At 69.8% G+C, this 17,082-nt stretch carries 20 protein-coding genes; 14 read left to right on the top strand and 6 right to left on the bottom strand.

Annotated features, from left to right (window positions below; translation table 11 throughout):
• The first annotated feature begins 156 nt into the window (after positions 1-156).
• From ABY42_RS06155 to ABY42_RS06125, 7 genes are all read left to right on the top strand, one after another.
• Positions 157-1,953, top strand: coding sequence for a vWA domain-containing protein (locus ABY42_RS06155; protein WP_050458964.1), 1,797 nt, complete (start codon positions 157-159; stop codon positions 1,951-1,953).
• On the top strand, positions 1,953-4,400 hold the full coding sequence (locus ABY42_RS06150) for a VWA domain-containing protein (RefSeq protein ID WP_050458963.1): 2,448 nt from the start codon (positions 1,953-1,955) through the stop codon (positions 4,398-4,400). The genes ABY42_RS06155 and ABY42_RS06150 overlap by 1 nt, the downstream gene beginning before the upstream one ends.
• Positions 4,397-5,020 carry a hypothetical protein gene (locus ABY42_RS06145; RefSeq protein WP_004977305.1) on the top strand — a complete coding sequence of 208 codons (624 nt, stop codon included), beginning with the start codon at positions 4,397-4,399 and terminating at the stop codon, positions 5,018-5,020. Before ABY42_RS06150 ends, ABY42_RS06145 begins: the two co-directional genes overlap by 4 nt.
• Before the next feature lie 124 nt (positions 5,021-5,144).
• On the top strand, positions 5,145-5,981 hold the full coding sequence (locus tag ABY42_RS06140; RefSeq protein ID WP_050458962.1) for a DUF7502 family protein: 837 nt from the start codon (positions 5,145-5,147) through the stop codon (positions 5,979-5,981).
• Positions 5,974-6,996, top strand: coding sequence for an AAA family ATPase (locus ABY42_RS06135; RefSeq protein ID WP_004977310.1), 1,023 nt, complete (start codon positions 5,974-5,976; stop codon positions 6,994-6,996). Before ABY42_RS06140 ends, ABY42_RS06135 begins: the two co-directional genes overlap by 8 nt.
• Positions 6,997-7,003: 7 nt before the next feature.
• The gene (locus ABY42_RS06130) at positions 7,004-7,894 is read left to right on the top strand and encodes a DUF58 domain-containing protein (protein WP_050458961.1); all 891 of its coding nucleotides are present in this window, start codon (positions 7,004-7,006) and stop codon (positions 7,892-7,894) included.
• A 66-nt stretch (positions 7,895-7,960) separates the two neighbouring features.
• On the top strand, positions 7,961-9,199 hold the full coding sequence (locus tag ABY42_RS06125; protein WP_050458960.1) for an MFS transporter: 1,239 nt from the start codon (positions 7,961-7,963) through the stop codon (positions 9,197-9,199).
• A 43-nt stretch (positions 9,200-9,242) separates the two neighbouring features.
• Here ABY42_RS06125 and ABY42_RS19755 read toward each other — a convergent pair whose 3' ends face one another.
• Positions 9,243-9,395, bottom strand: coding sequence for a hypothetical protein (locus ABY42_RS19755; protein ID WP_004977316.1), 153 nt, complete (start codon positions 9,393-9,395; stop codon positions 9,243-9,245).
• 149 nt (positions 9,396-9,544) lie between these two features.
• On the opposite strand from ABY42_RS19755, the gene ABY42_RS06120 reads away from it, so the two are divergent.
• Positions 9,545-9,991, top strand: coding sequence for an ester cyclase (locus ABY42_RS06120; protein ID WP_004977317.1), 447 nt, complete (start codon positions 9,545-9,547; stop codon positions 9,989-9,991).
• 37 nt (positions 9,992-10,028) lie between these two features.
• Here ABY42_RS06120 and ABY42_RS06115 read toward each other — a convergent pair whose 3' ends face one another.
• Positions 10,029-10,226, bottom strand: coding sequence for a DUF7501 family protein (locus ABY42_RS06115; protein WP_004977318.1), 198 nt, complete (start codon positions 10,224-10,226; stop codon positions 10,029-10,031).
• A gap of 197 nt (positions 10,227-10,423) precedes the next feature.
• Between ABY42_RS06115 and ABY42_RS06110 the strand changes: the two genes are divergently transcribed.
• The gene (locus ABY42_RS06110) at positions 10,424-10,849 is read left to right on the top strand and encodes an EamA family transporter (RefSeq protein WP_050458959.1); all 426 of its coding nucleotides are present in this window, start codon (positions 10,424-10,426) and stop codon (positions 10,847-10,849) included.
• An 81-nt stretch (positions 10,850-10,930) separates the two neighbouring features.
• The gene (locus tag ABY42_RS06105; protein WP_050458958.1) at positions 10,931-11,494 is read left to right on the top strand and encodes a thioredoxin family protein; all 564 of its coding nucleotides are present in this window, start codon (positions 10,931-10,933) and stop codon (positions 11,492-11,494) included.
• 33 nt (positions 11,495-11,527) lie between these two features.
• On the opposite strand, the gene ABY42_RS06100 is transcribed toward ABY42_RS06105, so the two are convergent.
• Positions 11,528-11,956, bottom strand: a complete 429-nt coding sequence (locus tag ABY42_RS06100) for an RNA-binding protein (RefSeq protein ID WP_004977322.1) — start codon at positions 11,954-11,956, stop codon at positions 11,528-11,530.
• Positions 11,957-11,991: 35 nt separating this feature from the next.
• The gene (locus ABY42_RS06095) at positions 11,992-12,195 is read right to left on the bottom strand and encodes a hypothetical protein (protein WP_004977323.1); all 204 of its coding nucleotides are present in this window, start codon (positions 12,193-12,195) and stop codon (positions 11,992-11,994) included.
• Between the two features lie 161 nt (positions 12,196-12,356).
• Between ABY42_RS06095 and ABY42_RS06090 the strand changes: the two genes are divergently transcribed.
• Positions 12,357-12,932 carry an NUDIX hydrolase gene (locus ABY42_RS06090; protein WP_004977325.1) on the top strand — a complete coding sequence of 192 codons (576 nt, stop codon included), beginning with the start codon at positions 12,357-12,359 and terminating at the stop codon, positions 12,930-12,932.
• Positions 12,933-12,945: 13 nt separating this feature from the next.
• Here the strand turns inward: ABY42_RS06090 and ABY42_RS06085 are convergent, their stop codons facing one another.
• A complete protein-coding gene (locus tag ABY42_RS06085) occupies positions 12,946-13,323 on the bottom strand; it encodes a 2Fe-2S iron-sulfur cluster-binding protein (RefSeq protein WP_004977326.1) in 378 nt (125 codons plus the stop codon).
• Positions 13,324-13,516: 193 nt separating this feature from the next.
• Between ABY42_RS06085 and ABY42_RS06080 the strand changes: the two genes are divergently transcribed.
• From ABY42_RS06080 to ABY42_RS06070, 3 genes are all read left to right on the top strand, one after another.
• The gene (locus ABY42_RS06080; RefSeq protein WP_050458957.1) at positions 13,517-14,200 is read left to right on the top strand and encodes a DsbA family protein; all 684 of its coding nucleotides are present in this window, start codon (positions 13,517-13,519) and stop codon (positions 14,198-14,200) included.
• A gap of 133 nt (positions 14,201-14,333) precedes the next feature.
• Positions 14,334-14,930, top strand: a complete 597-nt coding sequence (locus tag ABY42_RS06075) for a TlpA family protein disulfide reductase (RefSeq protein WP_050458956.1) — start codon at positions 14,334-14,336, stop codon at positions 14,928-14,930.
• A complete protein-coding gene (locus tag ABY42_RS06070) occupies positions 14,930-15,622 on the top strand; it encodes a cytochrome c biogenesis CcdA family protein (RefSeq protein ID WP_004977329.1) in 693 nt (230 codons plus the stop codon). The genes ABY42_RS06075 and ABY42_RS06070 overlap by 1 nt, the downstream gene beginning before the upstream one ends.
• A 42-nt stretch (positions 15,623-15,664) precedes the next feature.
• Here ABY42_RS06070 and ABY42_RS06065 read toward each other — a convergent pair whose 3' ends face one another.
• Positions 15,665-16,963, bottom strand: coding sequence for a DUF7405 family protein (locus ABY42_RS06065; protein WP_050458955.1), 1,299 nt, complete (start codon positions 16,961-16,963; stop codon positions 15,665-15,667).
• Between the last annotated feature and the right edge of the window lie 119 nt (positions 16,964-17,082).

Raw genomic sequence — 17,082 nt, 5'->3', positions numbered from 1 at the left:
TACTTTCGCTTGACAATATAATTCCCGACAGTAATCCTACGGGTGAGTCGCCGCGGGCGGTCGCTCCGAACATTCACGTATTCCGATAGGTCGATATTTCGGAACGTGTCAACAAATAGGGAAACAGACATACCGGAGGCGCGCCACGGGTCGGGCATGGCCCTCGACGAGTTCTTCTTGTTTCCCCTCGGGTTGGTCGCCCTCTTGGGGGCGGTCCCCCTCGTCATCCTCTATCTGCTGCGGCCGGAGCCGGTCCGGCGCACCCTCCCGACCTTCCGGTTCCTCGCGGACTCGGCGGGACGAAACGCGTCGAACCCCATCTTCGACCGCCTGCTCCGGAGCCTGCTCCTCCTCATCCAACTGCTCGCGCTCGTCGCGCTCGTCGGCTCGCTGGCGACGCCGTACGTGATGGTTCCCGAGTCGGAGACGGTCCAAGAGACCGTCCTCGTCGTGGACACGAGCGCGAGCATGGGCGTCCGGGACGGCGGAGGGACCCGATTCGACAGCGCTCTCGCCGCGGCGCGAGACGAGGTCTCCGGTACGACCTCGGTCGTCGCGGCGGGGTCGAACGCGAACGTGGTGCTCCGCCGAGGGAGCGCGACCGACGCCCGCGCCGCCCTCGACGGCCTGCGCGCGAGCGCGGCACCCGGCGACCTCCGCTCCGCGATTACCGCCGCCGCCTCCATCGCCGGCGAGGACGCCCGCGTCGTCGTCCTGAGCGACTTCGCCGACGACTCGCCGTGGAGCGACGCGGTCCGCGAGGCCCGCGCCCGCGGCCTCGTGGTCGAACTCCGGCAGTTCGCGGGCGGCGGACAGGGCAACGTCGGTATCGTCGACCGGCGCTTCTCGGGCACGAACGTCACCGTGACAGTGAAGAACTACGGCGACTCGGCGACGACTCGGACGCTCTCTCTCGCCGGCGTCACGCGGGAGGTCCGGATGGACCCCGGCGACGTGGCGACCGCGACGCTTCCGGTCCCCGCGGGCGGCGGGCGCGCCGAACTCTCGCCGGGCGACGCCTTCCCGACCGACGACGCGCTGTACGTCGCGGCACCCGAGGACGCCTCGGTGGACGTGCTCGTCCTCACGAACGACGAGAACCGCTACCTGACGGCCGCGCTGTCGGTCATCCCCGAGGTGTCGCTGACCGTTGACAACCCGCCGACGGCCGTCTCGACGAACTACGACGTGGTCATCTACAGCAACGTCAACCCCGGTCGCCTGCTCTCGGGCAACGTCGAGGCCGGCCGCGAGGTCGTCGCCGACGGCGGCGGCGTGGCGATTCAGGCACAGGAGGAGTCGCCGAACTACGGCGACCTGCAGCTCGTCTCGCAGGCGAGCATCGAGACGAACCCGACCATCGGGACCGTCGAGAGCCACCAGATAACCCGCGACATCACCTTCCCGCCGCCGACCGAGTACGTTGCCGGCGACCTCCGGTCGGGTCAGTCGCTCGTGACCACGACCGGCGGCACCTCGCTCGTCGCCGTCGAGCGCCGCGAGGCCGGCCGCGTCCTCTACTACGGCTTCATGGAGGACAGCTCGGCGTTCAAGTACAACTACCAGTACCCCGTGTTCTGGAAGCGCTCGGTGTTCTACCTCGCCGGGCGCTCGACGCTCTCCGAGCTGAACCGGGCGACCGGCGGGTCGCTCGCGGCGGGCGCGAACCAGACCGTCGAGACGCCCGCGGGCGAGGCGACCGGCCCCGAGGTCCGCCTCGCCGACGCCGGCTTCTACCGCGTCGGCGACGAGCGGTTCGCGGCGTCGCTCCTCAGCGAGGCCGAGTCCGACGTGGTCGCCGCGCCGCTCGACGGCGAGTCGGCCCCCTCGGACTACCCGACGCGGGTCGAAGAGCGCGAGGTTCCGGACCCGCTGACCAAGTGGGCCGCGTTAATCGCGCTCGCGGCGACGATGGTCGAGTTGGCCTACCTGCGCCGGCGGGGTGACCTCTGATGGCGGCGCTCGGATCGACGTCGGCCGCGCTGACCGCGCTCGGCTCTGTCGCCTCCGGCTCCCCGCTGACTCCCCTCGCGTGGACCGTCGAGGCCGCCGGTCGGACAATCGGCGTGCAGCGCCCGCTGTTCCTCGTCGCGCTCCCGGTGGCCGCGCTCCTCGCGTGGGCACTCATCTTCCGCGGGGCGGACGGGACCGCCGGCGGGCGCTCCCGGCGACTCCTGTTCGCGTCCCGATTCCTCGTCGTCCTGTGCTTGGTCGTCGCGGCCGCGGGCCCGTACACCGTCACGACGCGGATGACCGACGGCGACCCGCAGGTGACGCTCCTCGTCGACGACTCCGACAGCGCGGCCGTCACCGAGGACGTGGCGTCGCAGCTCGCGGCGGACATCGAGGCCGAGGGCGTCCCCGTCACGACCTCGACGGTCGCCCGCGGCGAGGAGTCGCCCATCGGCGACGCCGTCGCGGCCAACCTCAGACCGGACGGGACGGTCGTCCTCGTCTCGGACGGGCGGGTCACCTCGGGGCGGAGCCTCGCGTCCGCGACGACGCTCGCCCGCGACCTCAACGCGACCGTGAGCGCGGTCGCGCTCGAACCGACCCAGGCCGAACACTACGTCACCGTCAGCGGCCCGTCGAAGACCAGCGTCGGCGTCGAGAACGCGTTCCTCGCGCAGGTCGACGGGGTCGTTCCCGAGGACGCCGAGGGCGCGACCGTCGAACTCGTCGTGGATGTCGACGGCGAGGAAGTCGCCCGCGAAGTGGTCAACACGACCGGCGGCGTCGAGTTCTCCCAGACGTTCGAGACCACCGGCACCCACCGCGTCACCGCCCGCATCGAGAGCGACGACCGCTTCCAGACGAACGACGTGTTCCGCAAGACCGTCCGCGTGGTCGAGCCGCCGCGGGTGCTGTACGTCTCCCGTGGGGACTACCCGTTCCGCGACTACCTCTCGGAGCTGTACGACGTGGAGACCGCCGAGGCCGTCCCCGCCGACCTCTCGGCGTACCACGCCGTCGTCTTGCAGGACATCCGGGCCGAGGACGTTGGCAACACAGAATCGCTCCAGCGGTTCGTCATCGACGGCGGCGGTCTCCTGACCGTCGGCGGGCGCAACTCGTTCGAAAACGGCGGCTACGACGGGTCGAGCCTCGCGTCGATGCTCCCGGTCACGACCGGCGAGGGCACGTCCCAGCAGACGAACCTCGTCTTCGCCATCGACGTGTCCGGCAGCGCGGAAAGCGGCATGCGCGTCCAGAAGTCGGTCGCGCTCGACGCGCTCGACCAGCTCGGCGACGAGAACCAGGTCGGCATCGTCGGCTTCAACTACCGCGCCTACGAGGTCTCGCCGCTCCGCCCGCTCGGGCCGAACCGCGAGTCGACAGCCGACCTCATCCGCCGGCTCCAGTCCGGCGGCGCGACCGACATCTCCGTCGGCCTCGAGGGCGCGGCCCAGCAACTCGGCGACAGGCGCGGGACGATTATCCTCATCAGCGACGGACACGACCGGTTCCAGGACGCCGCGAGGGTCGCGGACCAACTCGGCCGCGACGGGGTCCGCGTCATCACCATCGGGACCGGGCCGAGCCCGAACGAACAGACCCTCCGGACCATCGCGCGGGCGTCCGGCGGGAACTACCTCAGGGCCGACGAGACCGACCGACTCCGCATCCTCTTCGGCGGGTCGAACCGCCAGTACGCCGGCGACGGTCTCACGGTCGTCGACCAGAACGACTTCGTCACCGCCGGCGTCGAACTGACCGCGAACCCCGGCAGCGTCAACGACGTGTCGGTCAGGAGCGGCGCGAACTTCCTCGTCGCGGCCGACGACGGGACCCCCGCAGTCGCCTCGTGGCGCTACGGCCTCGGCCGCGTCGCCACCATCACCACGTACGCGGGCGACGGCACGCTCGACGGCCTGCTCCGGAGCCCCGACTCGCTCCTGCTCACGAAGTCCACGAACTACGTCATCGGCGACCCGGAGCGGAAGGCGACCGGCGTCGCCGAGGTGGCGGACACCCGCGTCGACCAGCCGACGACCGTCGTCTACCGCGGCGGCGAGCGCCCGCGGGGCGTCGAGGGGCTGTCCTTCTCGGCGGTCGATTCCGGCGTCTACGAGGCGACGGTCGTCCCCACGGAGACGGGCTACCAGAACGTGCTCGACACGGCCTTCGCGGTGAACTACCCCGCCGAGTACGCCGGGTTCGGTCGGTCGGCCGCGCTCGAAGCCGCCGTCTCCGACAGCGGCGGGACGATGTACGACTCCGAGGACGCGGCCGAAATCGCCGCCTCCGCCCGCGACAACGCCGCCGGCGTCCAACCCGTCCGCGACGACTGGGCGGCCGCGTTCGTCGCCGCCGCGTTCCTCCTCTACCTCGCCGAGGTGCTCGTCCGGCGTCTTCAAGTGTATCGGGGTCGAACGCAAAGTGAAGGTGGTCTGATATGAGTTCCCTGGGTCGGTCCCTGAACCTCGGTCTCGTCCTCGTCGTCGTCCTCCTCACCGCCGGAACCGTCGGCGCGACGATGTTCTACCAGTACTCGGTCGATTCGCTCGACCAGCAAAACGAGCAACTGCGCGAGCGAAACGAGGCGCTGGAACAGGACCTTTCGCAAACCCGACAGAATCTGTCGGCGACGCAGGCGGAGCTCCAGGAGCTGAACAGCAGCCTCGAACGCACCCGCGGCGACGTCTCGCAGGTCGCGAACAACCTCGAAGACACGGAGTCGCAGCTCGAATCGACCCAAAGCGAGCTGTCGTCGACGCGGAGCGAACTCCAAGAGACCGAAAGCAATCTCCGAGACGCCCGCAACCGTATCAGCGAACTCACGGCGACGCTCGACGAACTCGAAGAACAGCGCAACCGGCTCGAAAACCAGATAGACGACCTCGAAACGGATAACGAGGAACTGGAGGAGACGAACGCCGAACTGGAGGCCCAGATAGAGACGCTCCAGTCCGACATCGACGACCTCGAAGACCGGGTCGACGACCTCGAATCCGACCTCCGGCGGGCCTGTTCCGAGTTCGAAGACGGCAACGAACCGGCGGTGTGCAGCGGTGTCTGAATCACCCCCGCCCGAACCGGGCACCGACGGCAGCGACGTTCCTGATGCTTCCGACGCACCCGACGCGTCCGACGCACCAGACACGGCCGCCGGCTCGGAATCGGGAGCGACCCGCCGCGAGGCGATGGCCGACGCCGTTAGCGAGGTCCGCCGCGAGGCGGTGAAGGCCGCCGTCGTCTCCAGCGTCGTCGACGCCGCGGTCGCGACGCTGTTGGCGAACATCGCGTTCCGGGTCGTCGAGTTACCCGTCCAGTCGTCGGTGTCGCTCGGCTTCCTCCCGCGGGTCGACCCGGCCGTCTCGGTCCACGTCGCCGTCCCGATCGCCCTCGCGGTGGGTCTCCTCGTCGGCGTCGCGGAGTACCTCATCCTGATGCGGGTACCGCCGGTCGAGCAGTTCGAGGCGGTGAACCCCTCCGTCGCCGAGGCGCTTCGGACCGCCCGCGACCTCGTCGCCGACGAGGGGAACCCGAACCGCGACTCGCGCATGTCGGTCGCGCTCTACGACGACGTGCTGTCCCGCCTGCGGGAGTCGTCGTCGGTTGAGCTCCTGCCGACCCGCCGCATCGTCGGCGCGCTGCTCGTCGCCTTGCTCCTCTCGGCGGGGAGCATCCAGGTGGCCGTCTCGGACATCCAGTTCGATGGGCTCGCCGGCGACGGCGGGCCGGCGGGCGAGGGCCTCGACCAACCCGACGAGGAGACGGGGCTCCAGAACGGGAGCTCGATTCTCGGCGACCCCGAGGACGTGGACGCCGGCTCGGAGCAGTTGAACGCCACCGTCGCCGGGACCGGCGGGAGCGGCGACGGACCGGAGTCGTCGGCCGCGGCCTACGACTCGACCGGCTACGGCGGCGACAGCGCCGTCGAGAGCCAGCGCGCCGGCTACCTCGCCGACGACACGCTCGAAGAGGCCGACCTGATTCGCGACTACACCCTGAAGATACGAGAGAACGACGATGAGTGACAAACGAGACTGGCTCGGCGACGACGGACAGCAGACCGCGGCCGAAGGCGATATCGCGGTCGAGACAGACGACGACCTTGACCTCAGCATCGAGGACCTCCAGGCGAGCGTCGCGGCGGTCAAAGACGAGGTCGGAAAGCGCATCATCGGCCAGCACGACGTGGTCGAGCGACTCCTCGTCTGCGTCCTCTGCGACGGCAACGCGTTGCTCGAATCGAACCCCGGACTGGGGAAGACGACGCTCGTGCGCGCCCTCTCGGACGCGACGGACCTGCAGTTCTCGCGGGTGCAGAACACGCCCGACCTGATGCCCTCGGACATCACGGGCACCGAGATCATCCGCGAGACGCCGGACGGTCGGGACTTCGTGTTCGAGCGCGGGCCAATCTTCGCCAACGTCGTCCTCGCCGACGAGATAAACCGGGCGACGCCGAAGACGCAGGCCGCGCTCCTCGAAGCCATGCAGGAAAAGCAGGTGACCGCCGCGGGCGAGACCTACGAGCTTCCGGACCCCTTCTTCGTCCTCGCGACGCAGAACCCCATCGACCAGGGCGGCACCTACCCGCTCCCCGAGGCGCAGACCGACCGCTTCCTGATGAAGATTCTCGTCGACTACCCCGAGTTCGACGAGGAGCGGTCCATCGTCAAGCAGTACGCCGAGGGCGGCGCGTCGCCCGAAGTCGAGCGCGTCCTGCCGCGGACCCACCTGCTCGCGGCCCAACGGCTCGTGCGGCAGGTCCCCATCTCCGACGACATCCGCGACCGGACCATCGAACTGGTCCGCAAGACCCGCGAAGACGAGCAGGTCGAGTTCGGCGCGAGCCCCCGCGCGAGCATGGCGCTCGTCCTCGCCGCGAAGGCGCGGGCGTTCGTCCACGGGCGCACCCACGTCTCGTGGGAGGACGTGGTCGAGATGGCCCCACCGGTCATCAGACACCGCATCATCCTCGACTTCCGGGCGGAGCGCGAGGGGCTCGACCCCGACGACGTGATTGCGCGGCTGTTGAACGAGTGACGCACCGATGATAGACCCCGGCTTCCTCGACGAACTCGACCGCTTCGACACCTCGCTGAAGCGCGTCTCGAACGCCCGACGGCAGGGCGACCAGGAGTCGCCGGACGTGGGCGAGGGGCTCACCTTCAGCGACCACCGGCGGTACGCCGCCGGCGACGACCCGCGGCTCATCGACTGGAAGGTGTACGCCCGGACCGAGGAGCTGTTCATCAAGCGGTTCGAGGCCGAGCGGAACCTGACGGTCCACGTCCTCCTCGACGCCTCGGCCTCGATGGACTTCGGCGAGGGCGACGCGAACAAGTTCGAGTACGGCGCGAAGCTCGGCCTCGGCTTCTGCCACCTCACGGCCGAGGAGAACAACGACTTCCGCTTTTCGCTCCTCGGCGACCTGCCCGACCGCATCGACACCGACGCGTCGAGCCGCGGCGAAGTGCTCCGGCTCGTCGAGCGCCTCAACGAGACGACGCCCGGCGGCGACGGCGACATCACGGCCGCGCTCTCGACCTACGCCAAGACCATCCGCTCGCGGTCGCTCGTGGTGGTCGTGAGCGACCTGCTTTTCGACCCCGACGACGTCGCTTCCGGCCTCGCCGCGCTCGCGCGGAACGACGTGCTCGTCGCGCAGGTGCTCACCCCCGAGGAACTCGGCCCGGAGGCGACGGGCGACGCCATCTTCGAGGACCCCGAGTCCGAGGCGACCCGCCGGACCTACTTCGGGGGGTCGGCGGCGCGGCAGTACACGGACCGACTCCAATCGCATCTCGCGGCGGTGGACGAGCGGTGTCAGGCGCTCGGCATCGAGCGCGAACTCGTCGACACCGGCGCGGACTTCTTCGACACGTTCGCCGACCTCTGGCTCGGCGCGCGCCTCGGCGGGGAACGTCGCGGCCGCGGCTAATCCGACCCCGGGACCAACATCGCCGCGGACCGCGGGCTTTTCACGAATCACCCCCCATTGGCCGGTGTGACGGAGACACAGGAGCGCCGCGTGGTCGGCCTCGTCGCGGGCTCGCACGTCGTCAACCACGCCTACCTCGTCGCGCTCGCGCCCGTCATCGGCCTCGTCGCCGACGACTTCGGCGTGAGTATCGCCGCCGTCGGCCTCGCCATCGGCGTTCAGGGCGGGGTCGTGACGCTCCTGCAACTCCCCTTCGGCTACCTCTCGGACGCGCGGAGTCGGACGCTCGTCCTCGCGGTCTCGCTCGTCGTCGGCGCGGTGGGAATCGCCGCGACCGCGCTCGCGCCCTCGTACCCGTGGCTCCTCGCCTCGCAGGCGCTCCTCGGCGTCGGCATCGCGGGCCACCACCCCGCGCACTACCCGCTTTTGGCGACCGCCTCCTCGGAGACGAACCGCGGGCGGGCGTACTCGCTGCACGCCCTCGGCGGGTCGCTCGGCTTCGCCGTCTCGTACGCCATCGCCGCCGGCGTCGGCGCGCTCGGGTTCGGCTGGCGCTGGACCGTCGCGGCCATCGCCGTCTTCGGCGCGGCGTTCGCGCTCGTCGCGCTCCCGGTCGCCCGCGGCTTCCCCGAGCGAATCAAGAAGCCGGCGGCGGAGGACCGCCCGTCGTCTCGCCCCACGCTCGCGGGCGTTCGGCGGGGCGCGTCGGCACTCCTCTCGTCGGCGGGGCTGATGGGCCTCGCGCTCCTCTCGTTTCTCACCTCGGCGGCCGCGTGGTGCATCCGGACGTACTCGCCGCAACTGCTCACCGCCGGCTACGACCTCGCGCCGGGGGCGGCGAACCTCCTCGTCTCGGGGATGCTCGTCGTCGGCGCGGGGACGATTCTCGTCGGCGGCGCGCTCACCGACCGCGTCGGCCCCGGCAACGTCGCCCTCGGCGGCTACGCCGCGCTCGCCGGACTGGCGGCGCTCCTGGCGAGCGGGTCGCTCCCGCTCGCGCTCGTCGTGTTGATTCTCCCCTTCAGCGGGACCATCAGCGTCTCCCGGCCGGCGCGGTCGACCCTCGCGGACCGCCTCTCGGAGCGCGCCGACCTCGGCAAGAACTTCGCCGTCGTCACCATCGGCATCTCGCTCGGCGGGGCCGTCGCGCCACCGGCGTTCGGGGCGCTCATCGACCTCGCCGGCGTGCGCGTCACCTTCGGCGTCGTGGCGGTCCTCGGCCTGCTCTCGTTCGGGTTGACCCGGTGGCTCCTCGGCCGGGTCGACGGGTCGGCGCGGCGGCCGCAGGCGACCCCGAGCGACTGACGACGGCGCGTTCGCTCGCGGCGGTTACTCCGGTGGTTCGCGCTCAGTACTCGTCTCCTCGACCCACGAGCACCCCGAGCGCGATGCCGACGGCCGCGCCGAACCCGGCACCGAACGGCCCCAGAAACGCGAACCCCGCGCCGCCGAAGACGAGCGCCGGAACGAACACCGCAATCGGCGAGACAGCAGCGGACATGCCCCGCGATTCCGTCTCCGCGGTGATAGTTCCATTGACACTTCGCGGTCGCGGGAGCCCGAATCCCGATTCCCTTCTCCGGCCACGTTCATGATGACAACAATTCATAACTAAGCGGTCGCCTCGCGTCTCTCCGAACGGTGGTGGAAATGGCAGCAACATCCGAGAAAGAACAACAGCACCGAGCGTCGTTCCTGCGCGTGGCGGACGAACTGTGGAACAAACGCGACTACGAGGTCATCAGGGAGGAGTACGACCCGCTGGTCGAGGTCCACGCCTTCTCTGACCCCGACGGCATCATCGGGACCGACGCGGTCGAGGAGTGGGCCCGGCGGTACCACGACGCCTTCTCCGACTTCCACGTGGAACTGTTCGACGTGGCGGCGCGGGACGACAGCGTGTACGCCCGGTATCACCTGACCGGCACCCACGACGGGACGCTCCGAAGCGCCCGCGGCGACATCCCCGCGACCCACCGCAAGATGGACACGTGGGGTATGGTGCAGGCACGCTACGAGGGCGGCCTGTGCGTCGAAGAGTGGAACAGCACCGACATCATGACCATGCTGTCGCAGCTCGGCGTCGCTCCCGAGTGAGCCGACCGAGTCGCGAAAAACGACCGTTTTTGGCCGCCTATCCGGACCACTCGCCGCGAACGTCGTCGGCGACCGCGTCGCGCCACATGCCGAACCCCTGTTGACAGATGGGGCTCTCTTCGAGGTGGTTCATGAACCCCTCTCCTTCGCTCTCCAGTTCGTCGAGACAGAACGGACACCGAGTCGGGTCGTCCCACGTGTGCGCGATGACCGAGGGTTGTACTTCCTGGGACATACACACCAATATGCGATAATACTTGATAAAAATTTGGACGTGGCCCGTATATGGTCTACTTCGTCTACTTAGAGGAGAATTTTGTACTTGATTCTAAACCGAGTACTCCGATTCCGTCCCCGTGTTATCCCGGCTCGTTCGCCCGGTTTCGATGCCGAATCGTAACCCTATACACGACTCGGGACCCCGTTCTATCCGTGAACTACATCTCGTGGGCGGTCGTCGCGCTCGGGGCCTACTCCCTCGTCGCGCCGCTGATGAAAGTGGCGACGACGGGACAGGGGAAGATTCCGAGCGACGTGGCCGCGCTGGTCGCTAACAGCGTGCTCATTGCGGGAACCGTCGGGGTCATCGTCGTCTCCGGGCAGAGCGTCACGGACTCGGTCGTGAGTTCGAAGCTCCCCTACGTCCTCGGCGCTGGCGTCTGCCTCGCGGTCGGCATCCTCGCGTACTACCGGGCGCTCGCGCTCGGTCCCGTCTCCATCGTCGCCCCCATCTTCGGGATGTTCCTCGCGCTCTCGTCGGTCGTCGGCATCGTCGCGCTCGGCGAGCCGCTGACGGTTCGTAAGGCGGCCGGTATCGGCTTCGCCGTCCTCGCAATCGCCCTCGTCTCCATCGACTGAGCGGGCTCACACCGCCGCCGAAGGCGACGCGGAACTGCCGCGGGCCAACCGCTTTTGATGCTCGCGGGCTAACGCGCCGACATGGTACTCCTGGAATCCGACTCCGAACTCGAACGCGGCGACGCCGCACCCGACTTCGAACTCCCCGGCACCGACGGCGAGACGTACTCCCTCTCGTCGTTCGTCGACTACGACGCGCTCCTCGTCGTCTTCACCTGTAACCACTGTCCGTACGCGAAGGCGAAGTTCGAGGAGCTGAACCACCTCGCGAGCGCCTACGACGACCTCGCGGTCGTCGGCATCAACCCGAACGACGCCGAGGACCGCCCCGAAGACTCCTTCGAGAAGATGCAGGAACTCGTCGAGGACGGCACGATTGGGTACACCGCCTACCTCCGCGACGAGTCGCAGGCAGTCGCCGCCGAGTACGGCGCGGTCTGCACGCCCGACCCGTTCCTCTTCGAGAACACCGGCGACGGGTTCGAACTCGCGTTCCACTCCCGCATCGACGACGCGATGAGCCCCGACGACGAGGTGACCGACTACGAGATGCGCACGGCCGTCGAGGCGCTCCTCGCCGGCGACGACATCCCCGTCGAGGAGTCCCCCTCGCAGGGCTGTTCCATCAAGTGGAAAGACCAGTAAAATAGCGCGACCGCGCTCGCCCGACTCGCGGCCCTACTCGTCGCCGAGGAGGGCTTCCCGGGCGTTCTCCACCGCGGCCTCCTTCTTCGCCGGATAGGCTTCGACTTTCGCGCGGAGCGTGAGCCCGCCGCCGCGGCGGGCCTCGCCCTTGAACGCGGCCTGTTTGTCCAGCCGCAGGAAGAACTCCGTGTTGTCCGTGACGCGCTGGTCGAGTTCGTCGAGGAGCGTCTCGAAGTCGGGGAGGTCGCGAATCTTGGCGAGGACGTGCCGCACGTCGTTCGCGCGCTCGACGCGCGCGGAGAAGACGATGATGCGGTCGCCGTGGTGGCCGGTGCTCTCGACGCGGTCGACGTCGAACTCGTCGGGGAGGAACGTCCGCAGCGCCTCCTCGACCCGTTTTTCGTCTTCCGTCTCGTAACAGAACGTTCGGAGGTCGATGTAGTGGAACGGAACGCGTGGCATAGTGGGTCTAAGAGGCGTCGGTCGGTGTCGGTCGCTTACTCTTCGTCGGCTTCGTCGTCGGCGTCGGCGGCTTCGAGCTGGTCCTGCGCGATGCCGACCTCCTGGCCCTCGTCGAAGCTGATGGTGTAGGTCGGCTCGCCGAACATGCTCTCGATGACCTGCGTGACCGTCCCGGTCTCGCCGTCGAACTCGCTGTGCTTGTCGTGCAGAACGACCTTGTCGTCTTTCTCGAAGCTCATACGCACAGGTTCCGCGTCACCGGATAAAAGGGCGATGATTGGCCGCGAAGTCGCCGGCTCCACCTCGCGACGGCGCGTGTCGAAGCCGATTTGTGGAGCCGCGCCGAACCGTGAGCTATGCCGAGTCGCCCGCTCGCACATCGACCGCCGGCCGTGCGCCGATGACGGTCGACGACCTGTGGTTCCTCGCCGACGAGGCGCGCCAGCGCGCCGAGCAGGCCTACCACCGCCTGCGCCGGAGCCACGCCGACGCCGACTACCTCGAACCGGTCCACACCCGCCGCGTCTCCCGCCCGCGGTTTCGCACGCTCGCCGCCCGCGTGAAGTCCACGGGGACGCCCTACGGCGTCCACACCGTCGTCCGCCGCCGCGACGACGAGATACTGCTCGTCCGCCACGAGGGCGTCGACCTCTGGGTCCTCCCCGGCGGCGGCGTCGACGGCGACGAGGGGTTCACCGAGGCCGCCCGGCGCGAACTCGCCGAGGAGGCCGGCATCACCGCCGACTACGGCGGCCTCGCGATGGCCACCCGCGTCGACATCCGCTGCGACGGCCACCAGACGTGGGGCGTGATGCCCGTCTACCGCGCCCGCGCCGACGAGGCCGCGGAGCTCAGCGTGAACGACCCCGACGAGGAAATATCGGCCGCGCGGTGGTTCCGCGTCTCGGAGCTCCCGCCGGACACCCGCGACCGCGACGACCTGCTGTCGTGGTACGACCACGTCGCCGGCGACTGACCGGGCCGCCGGCTCAGCCGGTCGGTCCCTGCGCGTCTTCTGCGTCCTGCGCGTCTCCCGTTTCGCTCTCGTCGGCTTCGACGCGTTGGCCCCAGAACCCGGGGTACTTCTCCACCCAGAGGTCGCCGAGGACGACCGTCTGGCACGCGAGTCGGAGCCCCGAGTCGGAGTCGTGCGGCGGGAACCGGAGCCGGCGGCGCTCCTTTTTCGTCCGATAGGTCACGGGGCCGCGAACCCGGACGGCGCAGGTGCCACACGAGCCCCCGCCGCGGCAGTTGAACCACGACGAGTGACCGTTGTGCGGCGGTTCGCCGGCCGCTCGAAGCACGTCGCGGAGCACGTCCCCGCGGTCGCACTCGATTTCCCGGCCGCGAAAGTGGACGGTTGGCACGTGTCGGGTGACGCCACGCGAGGCTTAAGCGGTGTCGTTCGAGCGGCGACGGGAGAGAGCCGGCAAAAGGCCGCCGACCGTCCATCGCGCCGCCGCCGCGGTTCCCGAACCGAACCACGAAAAGCGGCAAGGGCCTCCGAAACCCCGCGATTCGCCTCGGAGAATCTAAGTTCGTTCGTCCCCGACCCCGACCATGCGCAACACACGACGCGCTTACCTCGCCGCCACGGCGGGTGCGCTGACGCTGGGAACCGCCGGCTGTCTCGGCGGCGGAAGCGGCGGTTCCGGCGACGACGCCGTCGCCGCCATCGGTTGCGAGGTCCCCGCACGCGACACGGTCGATTCGCTCCCCACGCCCGTCATCGGGGCCGAGGACGCGAGCGTCGTCGTCGACGTTTGGGAGGACTTCGCCTGCCCTCACTGCGCGACCTTCGCGGTCGAGGTCGCTCCGCAACTCCGGTCCGAGTACGTCTCGGAGGGCGTCGTCCGCTACCGCCACCACGACCTCCCGATTCCGGTCGACGACTGGTGGTCGTGGAAGGGCGCTTCGGCGGCCCGCGCCGTCCAGGACGAGGCCGACGACGAGACCTTCTTCGAGTTCGCCCACACGCTCTACGAGAACCAGTCGGAGTTCACCGGCGGCGACGCCGAGGGCTCGCTCTCGACGCTCCGGTCGCTCGCGGACGACGCCGACCTCGACGGCTGTTCGGTCGCCGCGGCCGCCTCCCGGGAACGCTACCGTCCGCTCATCGAGGCCGAGCGGACCGAGGCCGTCGACGAGCGCGGATTCCAGGGGACGCCGACCGTCCTCGTCGACGGCGAGCAGGTCCCCCCGCGGTGGTCCGACCTCCAGAGCGCCGTCGAGGACGCTCGATAACCGGTTTCGACTCGCACACTACCTCTCTCGCGGGATTCGCGCACGACACCAGCGACTCTTTACGCAGAGATTCACTAGCCACGAGTATGCACGCGACGCGACCGCTCCGCCGACCCCGACGAGGTGACGACCGGTGAGACGACGCGCCCTCCTCTCTCTTCTCGCGGGCGCGAGCGTCGCCGGCCTCGCGGGCTGTCTCGGCGACGGTTCGACCCCCGAGGGGTCCGCCGAGACGACCACAGCGACCGCCGGAACCGGAGACGACGGCACCGGAACCGACTCGGCAACCGCGTCGCCCGACTCCGGCGACCTCCCGCTCGTCGTCGACACCGTGGAGGCACAGGGGTCGTCGGCCGGCGAGGCACAAATCCCGGCGGACGGGACGCCGACCGTCCTCGACCTCTTCGCGACGTGGTGTGCGCCCTGCGTCGCCCAGATGGAGTCGCTTCGGACGCTCCACGAGGAGTTCGGCGACGACGTGGCGTTCGTCTCGGTGACGAACGAGCGCCTCGGCGGCGGCCTCACGATGGACGACATCCGCGCGTGGTGGGCGGAACACGACGGGAACTGGACGGTCGGCCACGACCCCGACAGTAACCTGATGCGCGCGGTCCGCGCGAACGGCCTCCCGTACCTCGTCGTCTTCGACGCCGACGGCGAGGTGTCGTGGACCCACCGCGGCCTCGCCAGCGAGGAGAACCTCCGCGCCGCCGTCGAGGACGTCGCCTGATGCCCGGGTTCGGTCTCGGTCCCGTGCTGGGACTCGACCCCGGGTTCGCGGGCACGCTCGCGTTCGCCGTCAGCGCGGGCGTCGCCACCTTCTTCGCGCCCTGCGCCTACCCGCTTCTCCCGGGCTACGTCGGCTACTACCTCTCCCGCGAGGAGGCCGACCTCGGCGGCGCGGCCGTCCGCGGGTCGGTCGCCTCGCTCGCCGCCCTGCTCGTCCTCGGCGCTATCGGGAGCGCGCTCGCGGTCGTCGGCGGCCGCATCGCCTCGCACCTCGCGCTCCTCGAACCGCTCGTCGGCGTGGCCCTCGTCGGCTTCGGCGTCCTCATGTTCTCCGGTCGCGCGCCGAGCCTCCACGTCGTCCTCCCGGAGTACCGGTCGTCGGTGACCGGATTCGGCGTCTTCGGCGCGGTGTACGGCCTCGCGGCCGCCGGCTGCGTCGTCCCGATTTTCCTCGGCGTCGTCACGCAGTCGCTCGCGCTCCCGACCCCGCAGGCGGTCGTCTCGCTGGGGGCCTACGCCGCGGCCGCCGCGCTCCCGCTCGCGGTCGTCACCGTCGCGGCCGCGCTCGGCGGCGACCGAATCCGGTCGCTGTCGGGCCACGTCGGCTCGGTCCAGAAGGTCGCCGCGGGCGTGATGGTGCTCGCCGGTCTCTGGCAGATTTGGCTGGCGCTGTCGTTCTTGGGACACGTCTGAGGGGGCGGGCGGTCGGCCGCCCGATAGCCCGCGGCGGCCGACTCAGTCGCCCAGCCCCGGAGCCTCGCCGGTCGGCGTCGGCAGCGACCGAATCTCCCGCGGCGGCACGAGGAAGTTGCCGCGGCGCTTGACGAAGATGTACTCCAGAATGCCGTTGTTGACGCGCTGGCGGACGGTCGGCACGTCGGTCAGGTCGGTGCCGTTCATCGCCTCGCGGACCGCCTCGAACTCGGAGATGCCGCGCTGGAGCGACGGGAAGTGCAGGCTCGCCACGCCGTCGTCGGCCGACTCGAAGTGTCTGCGGAGCAGTTTGACGTTGCCCTCGTCGTCGCGGTTGGCGCGGGCGGCCTTCTGGGCGTGGCCGACGTGGCCGAACTCGAAGGCGTCGTCGCGGAGGCTGTCGAGCATCGCGTCGATGCCGCTGTCGTCACCGAGGTTGTCGCCGACGCCTTCGACGAGGTCCTGCTCGGCGTGGGCAGGCGAAAACAGCTTCATGACCCGATGGTAGCGGTCTTCCTCGTCGTACCAGTCCGAGAGGCGCTGGCGGACGTTCGCCACGTGCTTCGTGGTCGCGCCCGCGAACGGCCCCGCGTCGATGGTGACGTACTCCTCGGTGGCCTGATTCTTGGCGAAGCCGGCTTTGAACCCCATGAACAGCGGCGACTCCTCGGGGACGGGGTTCCCCTCGGGGACGCCGTTCAGGTCGGACTGGTGTTCCGCCGGGAGGCCGGCCCCGACGAAGCCCGTCCGTCTGGAGTCCACTGAGAAGACCCCCGAGAGGTCGGCGTCGACGGCGACGCCGTTGGCCTCGTCGACCTCGCCGCGGAGCGCCTGTTCGGCTTCGAGGACCGCGTCGGCGCGGTCGGACGCGAGGTGGACGAGCGCGTCCTGCCGGTCGAACTCGGGCGTCTCGAAGGGCGACAGCGCCCGCGGTTCGGGCAGGTCCACGCCCGCCGGGAGCGGGTCGTCGAAGCGGTCGAAGTACCGCGGGGAGTAGGCGACCGACCAGATGACACCCTCGTGGCTCCGCTCGTAGGCGCGGTCGAGGACGCGGAAGGCGTTCTCGACGGCCTCGCGGTCGGCCTCGGCGGGCGGTCCCTCGCCCGCGAGGTCGAGGTAGAGAAGCACCTGATGCCGGGGCATCTCGACGTTGCCGTGGTCGTCAGCCCGGCAGAACTCGTTCCACGCGTGCTGCCTGCTCGGGAGCGTCTCGAACGCGTCGGTCCCCGCCGGGACGGGGTCGTCCGGTGCCCTGTCGAGGCAGGCGGAGAGCGCCGCCGCGCCCCCGGCCGCGACCGCGGCCTTCAGGAACTCCCGGCGGGACGGAGACCCGTCGAACATACCCCGGCTAGGGACCTCTCGGGGAAGTCCGTTCTGGTGTGTGCGTCGAAGATTTCGCCGCGGTCGTGCGAGACGAGAACACGCGCGCTGGCGTTCGAAACGCACACCAAACGGCATTT

It is taken from the genome of Haloferax gibbonsii, from assembly GCF_001190965.1.
GTDB classification, from domain to species: Archaea; Halobacteriota; Halobacteria; order Halobacteriales; family Haloferacaceae; genus Haloferax; species Haloferax gibbonsii.
The sequence above is the reverse complement of the archived record's forward strand: the minus strand, read 5'-3'. Positions and strand labels throughout refer to the sequence as shown.

What these genes read in the sequence shown, in the direction of transcription:
- ABY42_RS06155 (WP_050458964.1), top strand. Translation starts at nt 157, where the DNA reads ATGGCCCTCGACGAGTTCTTCTTGTTTCCCCTCGGGTTGGTCGCCCTC.
- ABY42_RS06150 (WP_050458963.1), top strand. Translation starts at nt 1,953, where the DNA reads ATGGCGGCGCTCGGATCGACGTCGGCCGCGCTGACCGCGCTCGGCTCT.
- ABY42_RS06145 (WP_004977305.1), top strand. Translation starts at nt 4,397, where the DNA reads ATGAGTTCCCTGGGTCGGTCCCTGAACCTCGGTCTCGTCCTCGTCGTC.
- ABY42_RS06140 (WP_050458962.1), top strand. Translation starts at nt 5,145, where the DNA reads ATGGCCGACGCCGTTAGCGAGGTCCGCCGCGAGGCGGTGAAGGCCGCC.
- ABY42_RS06135 (WP_004977310.1), top strand. Translation starts at nt 5,974, where the DNA reads ATGAGTGACAAACGAGACTGGCTCGGCGACGACGGACAGCAGACCGCG.
- ABY42_RS06130 (WP_050458961.1), top strand. Translation starts at nt 7,004, where the DNA reads ATGATAGACCCCGGCTTCCTCGACGAACTCGACCGCTTCGACACCTCG.
- ABY42_RS19755 (WP_004977316.1), bottom strand. Translation starts at nt 9,395, where the DNA reads ATGTCCGCTGCTGTCTCGCCGATTGCGGTGTTCGTTCCGGCGCTCGTC.
- ABY42_RS06120 (WP_004977317.1), top strand. Translation starts at nt 9,545, where the DNA reads ATGGCAGCAACATCCGAGAAAGAACAACAGCACCGAGCGTCGTTCCTG.
- ABY42_RS06115 (WP_004977318.1), bottom strand. Translation starts at nt 10,226, where the DNA reads ATGTCCCAGGAAGTACAACCCTCGGTCATCGCGCACACGTGGGACGAC.
- ABY42_RS06105 (WP_050458958.1), top strand. Translation starts at nt 10,931, where the DNA reads ATGGTACTCCTGGAATCCGACTCCGAACTCGAACGCGGCGACGCCGCA.
- ABY42_RS06100 (WP_004977322.1), bottom strand. Translation starts at nt 11,956, where the DNA reads ATGCCACGCGTTCCGTTCCACTACATCGACCTCCGAACGTTCTGTTAC.
- ABY42_RS06095 (WP_004977323.1), bottom strand. Translation starts at nt 12,195, where the DNA reads ATGAGCTTCGAGAAAGACGACAAGGTCGTTCTGCACGACAAGCACAGC.
- ABY42_RS06090 (WP_004977325.1), top strand. Translation starts at nt 12,357, where the DNA reads ATGACGGTCGACGACCTGTGGTTCCTCGCCGACGAGGCGCGCCAGCGC.
- ABY42_RS06080 (WP_050458957.1), top strand. Translation starts at nt 13,517, where the DNA reads ATGCGCAACACACGACGCGCTTACCTCGCCGCCACGGCGGGTGCGCTG.
- ABY42_RS06070 (WP_004977329.1), top strand. Translation starts at nt 14,930, where the DNA reads ATGCCCGGGTTCGGTCTCGGTCCCGTGCTGGGACTCGACCCCGGGTTC.
- ABY42_RS06065 (WP_050458955.1), bottom strand. Translation starts at nt 16,963, where the DNA reads ATGTTCGACGGGTCTCCGTCCCGCCGGGAGTTCCTGAAGGCCGCGGTC.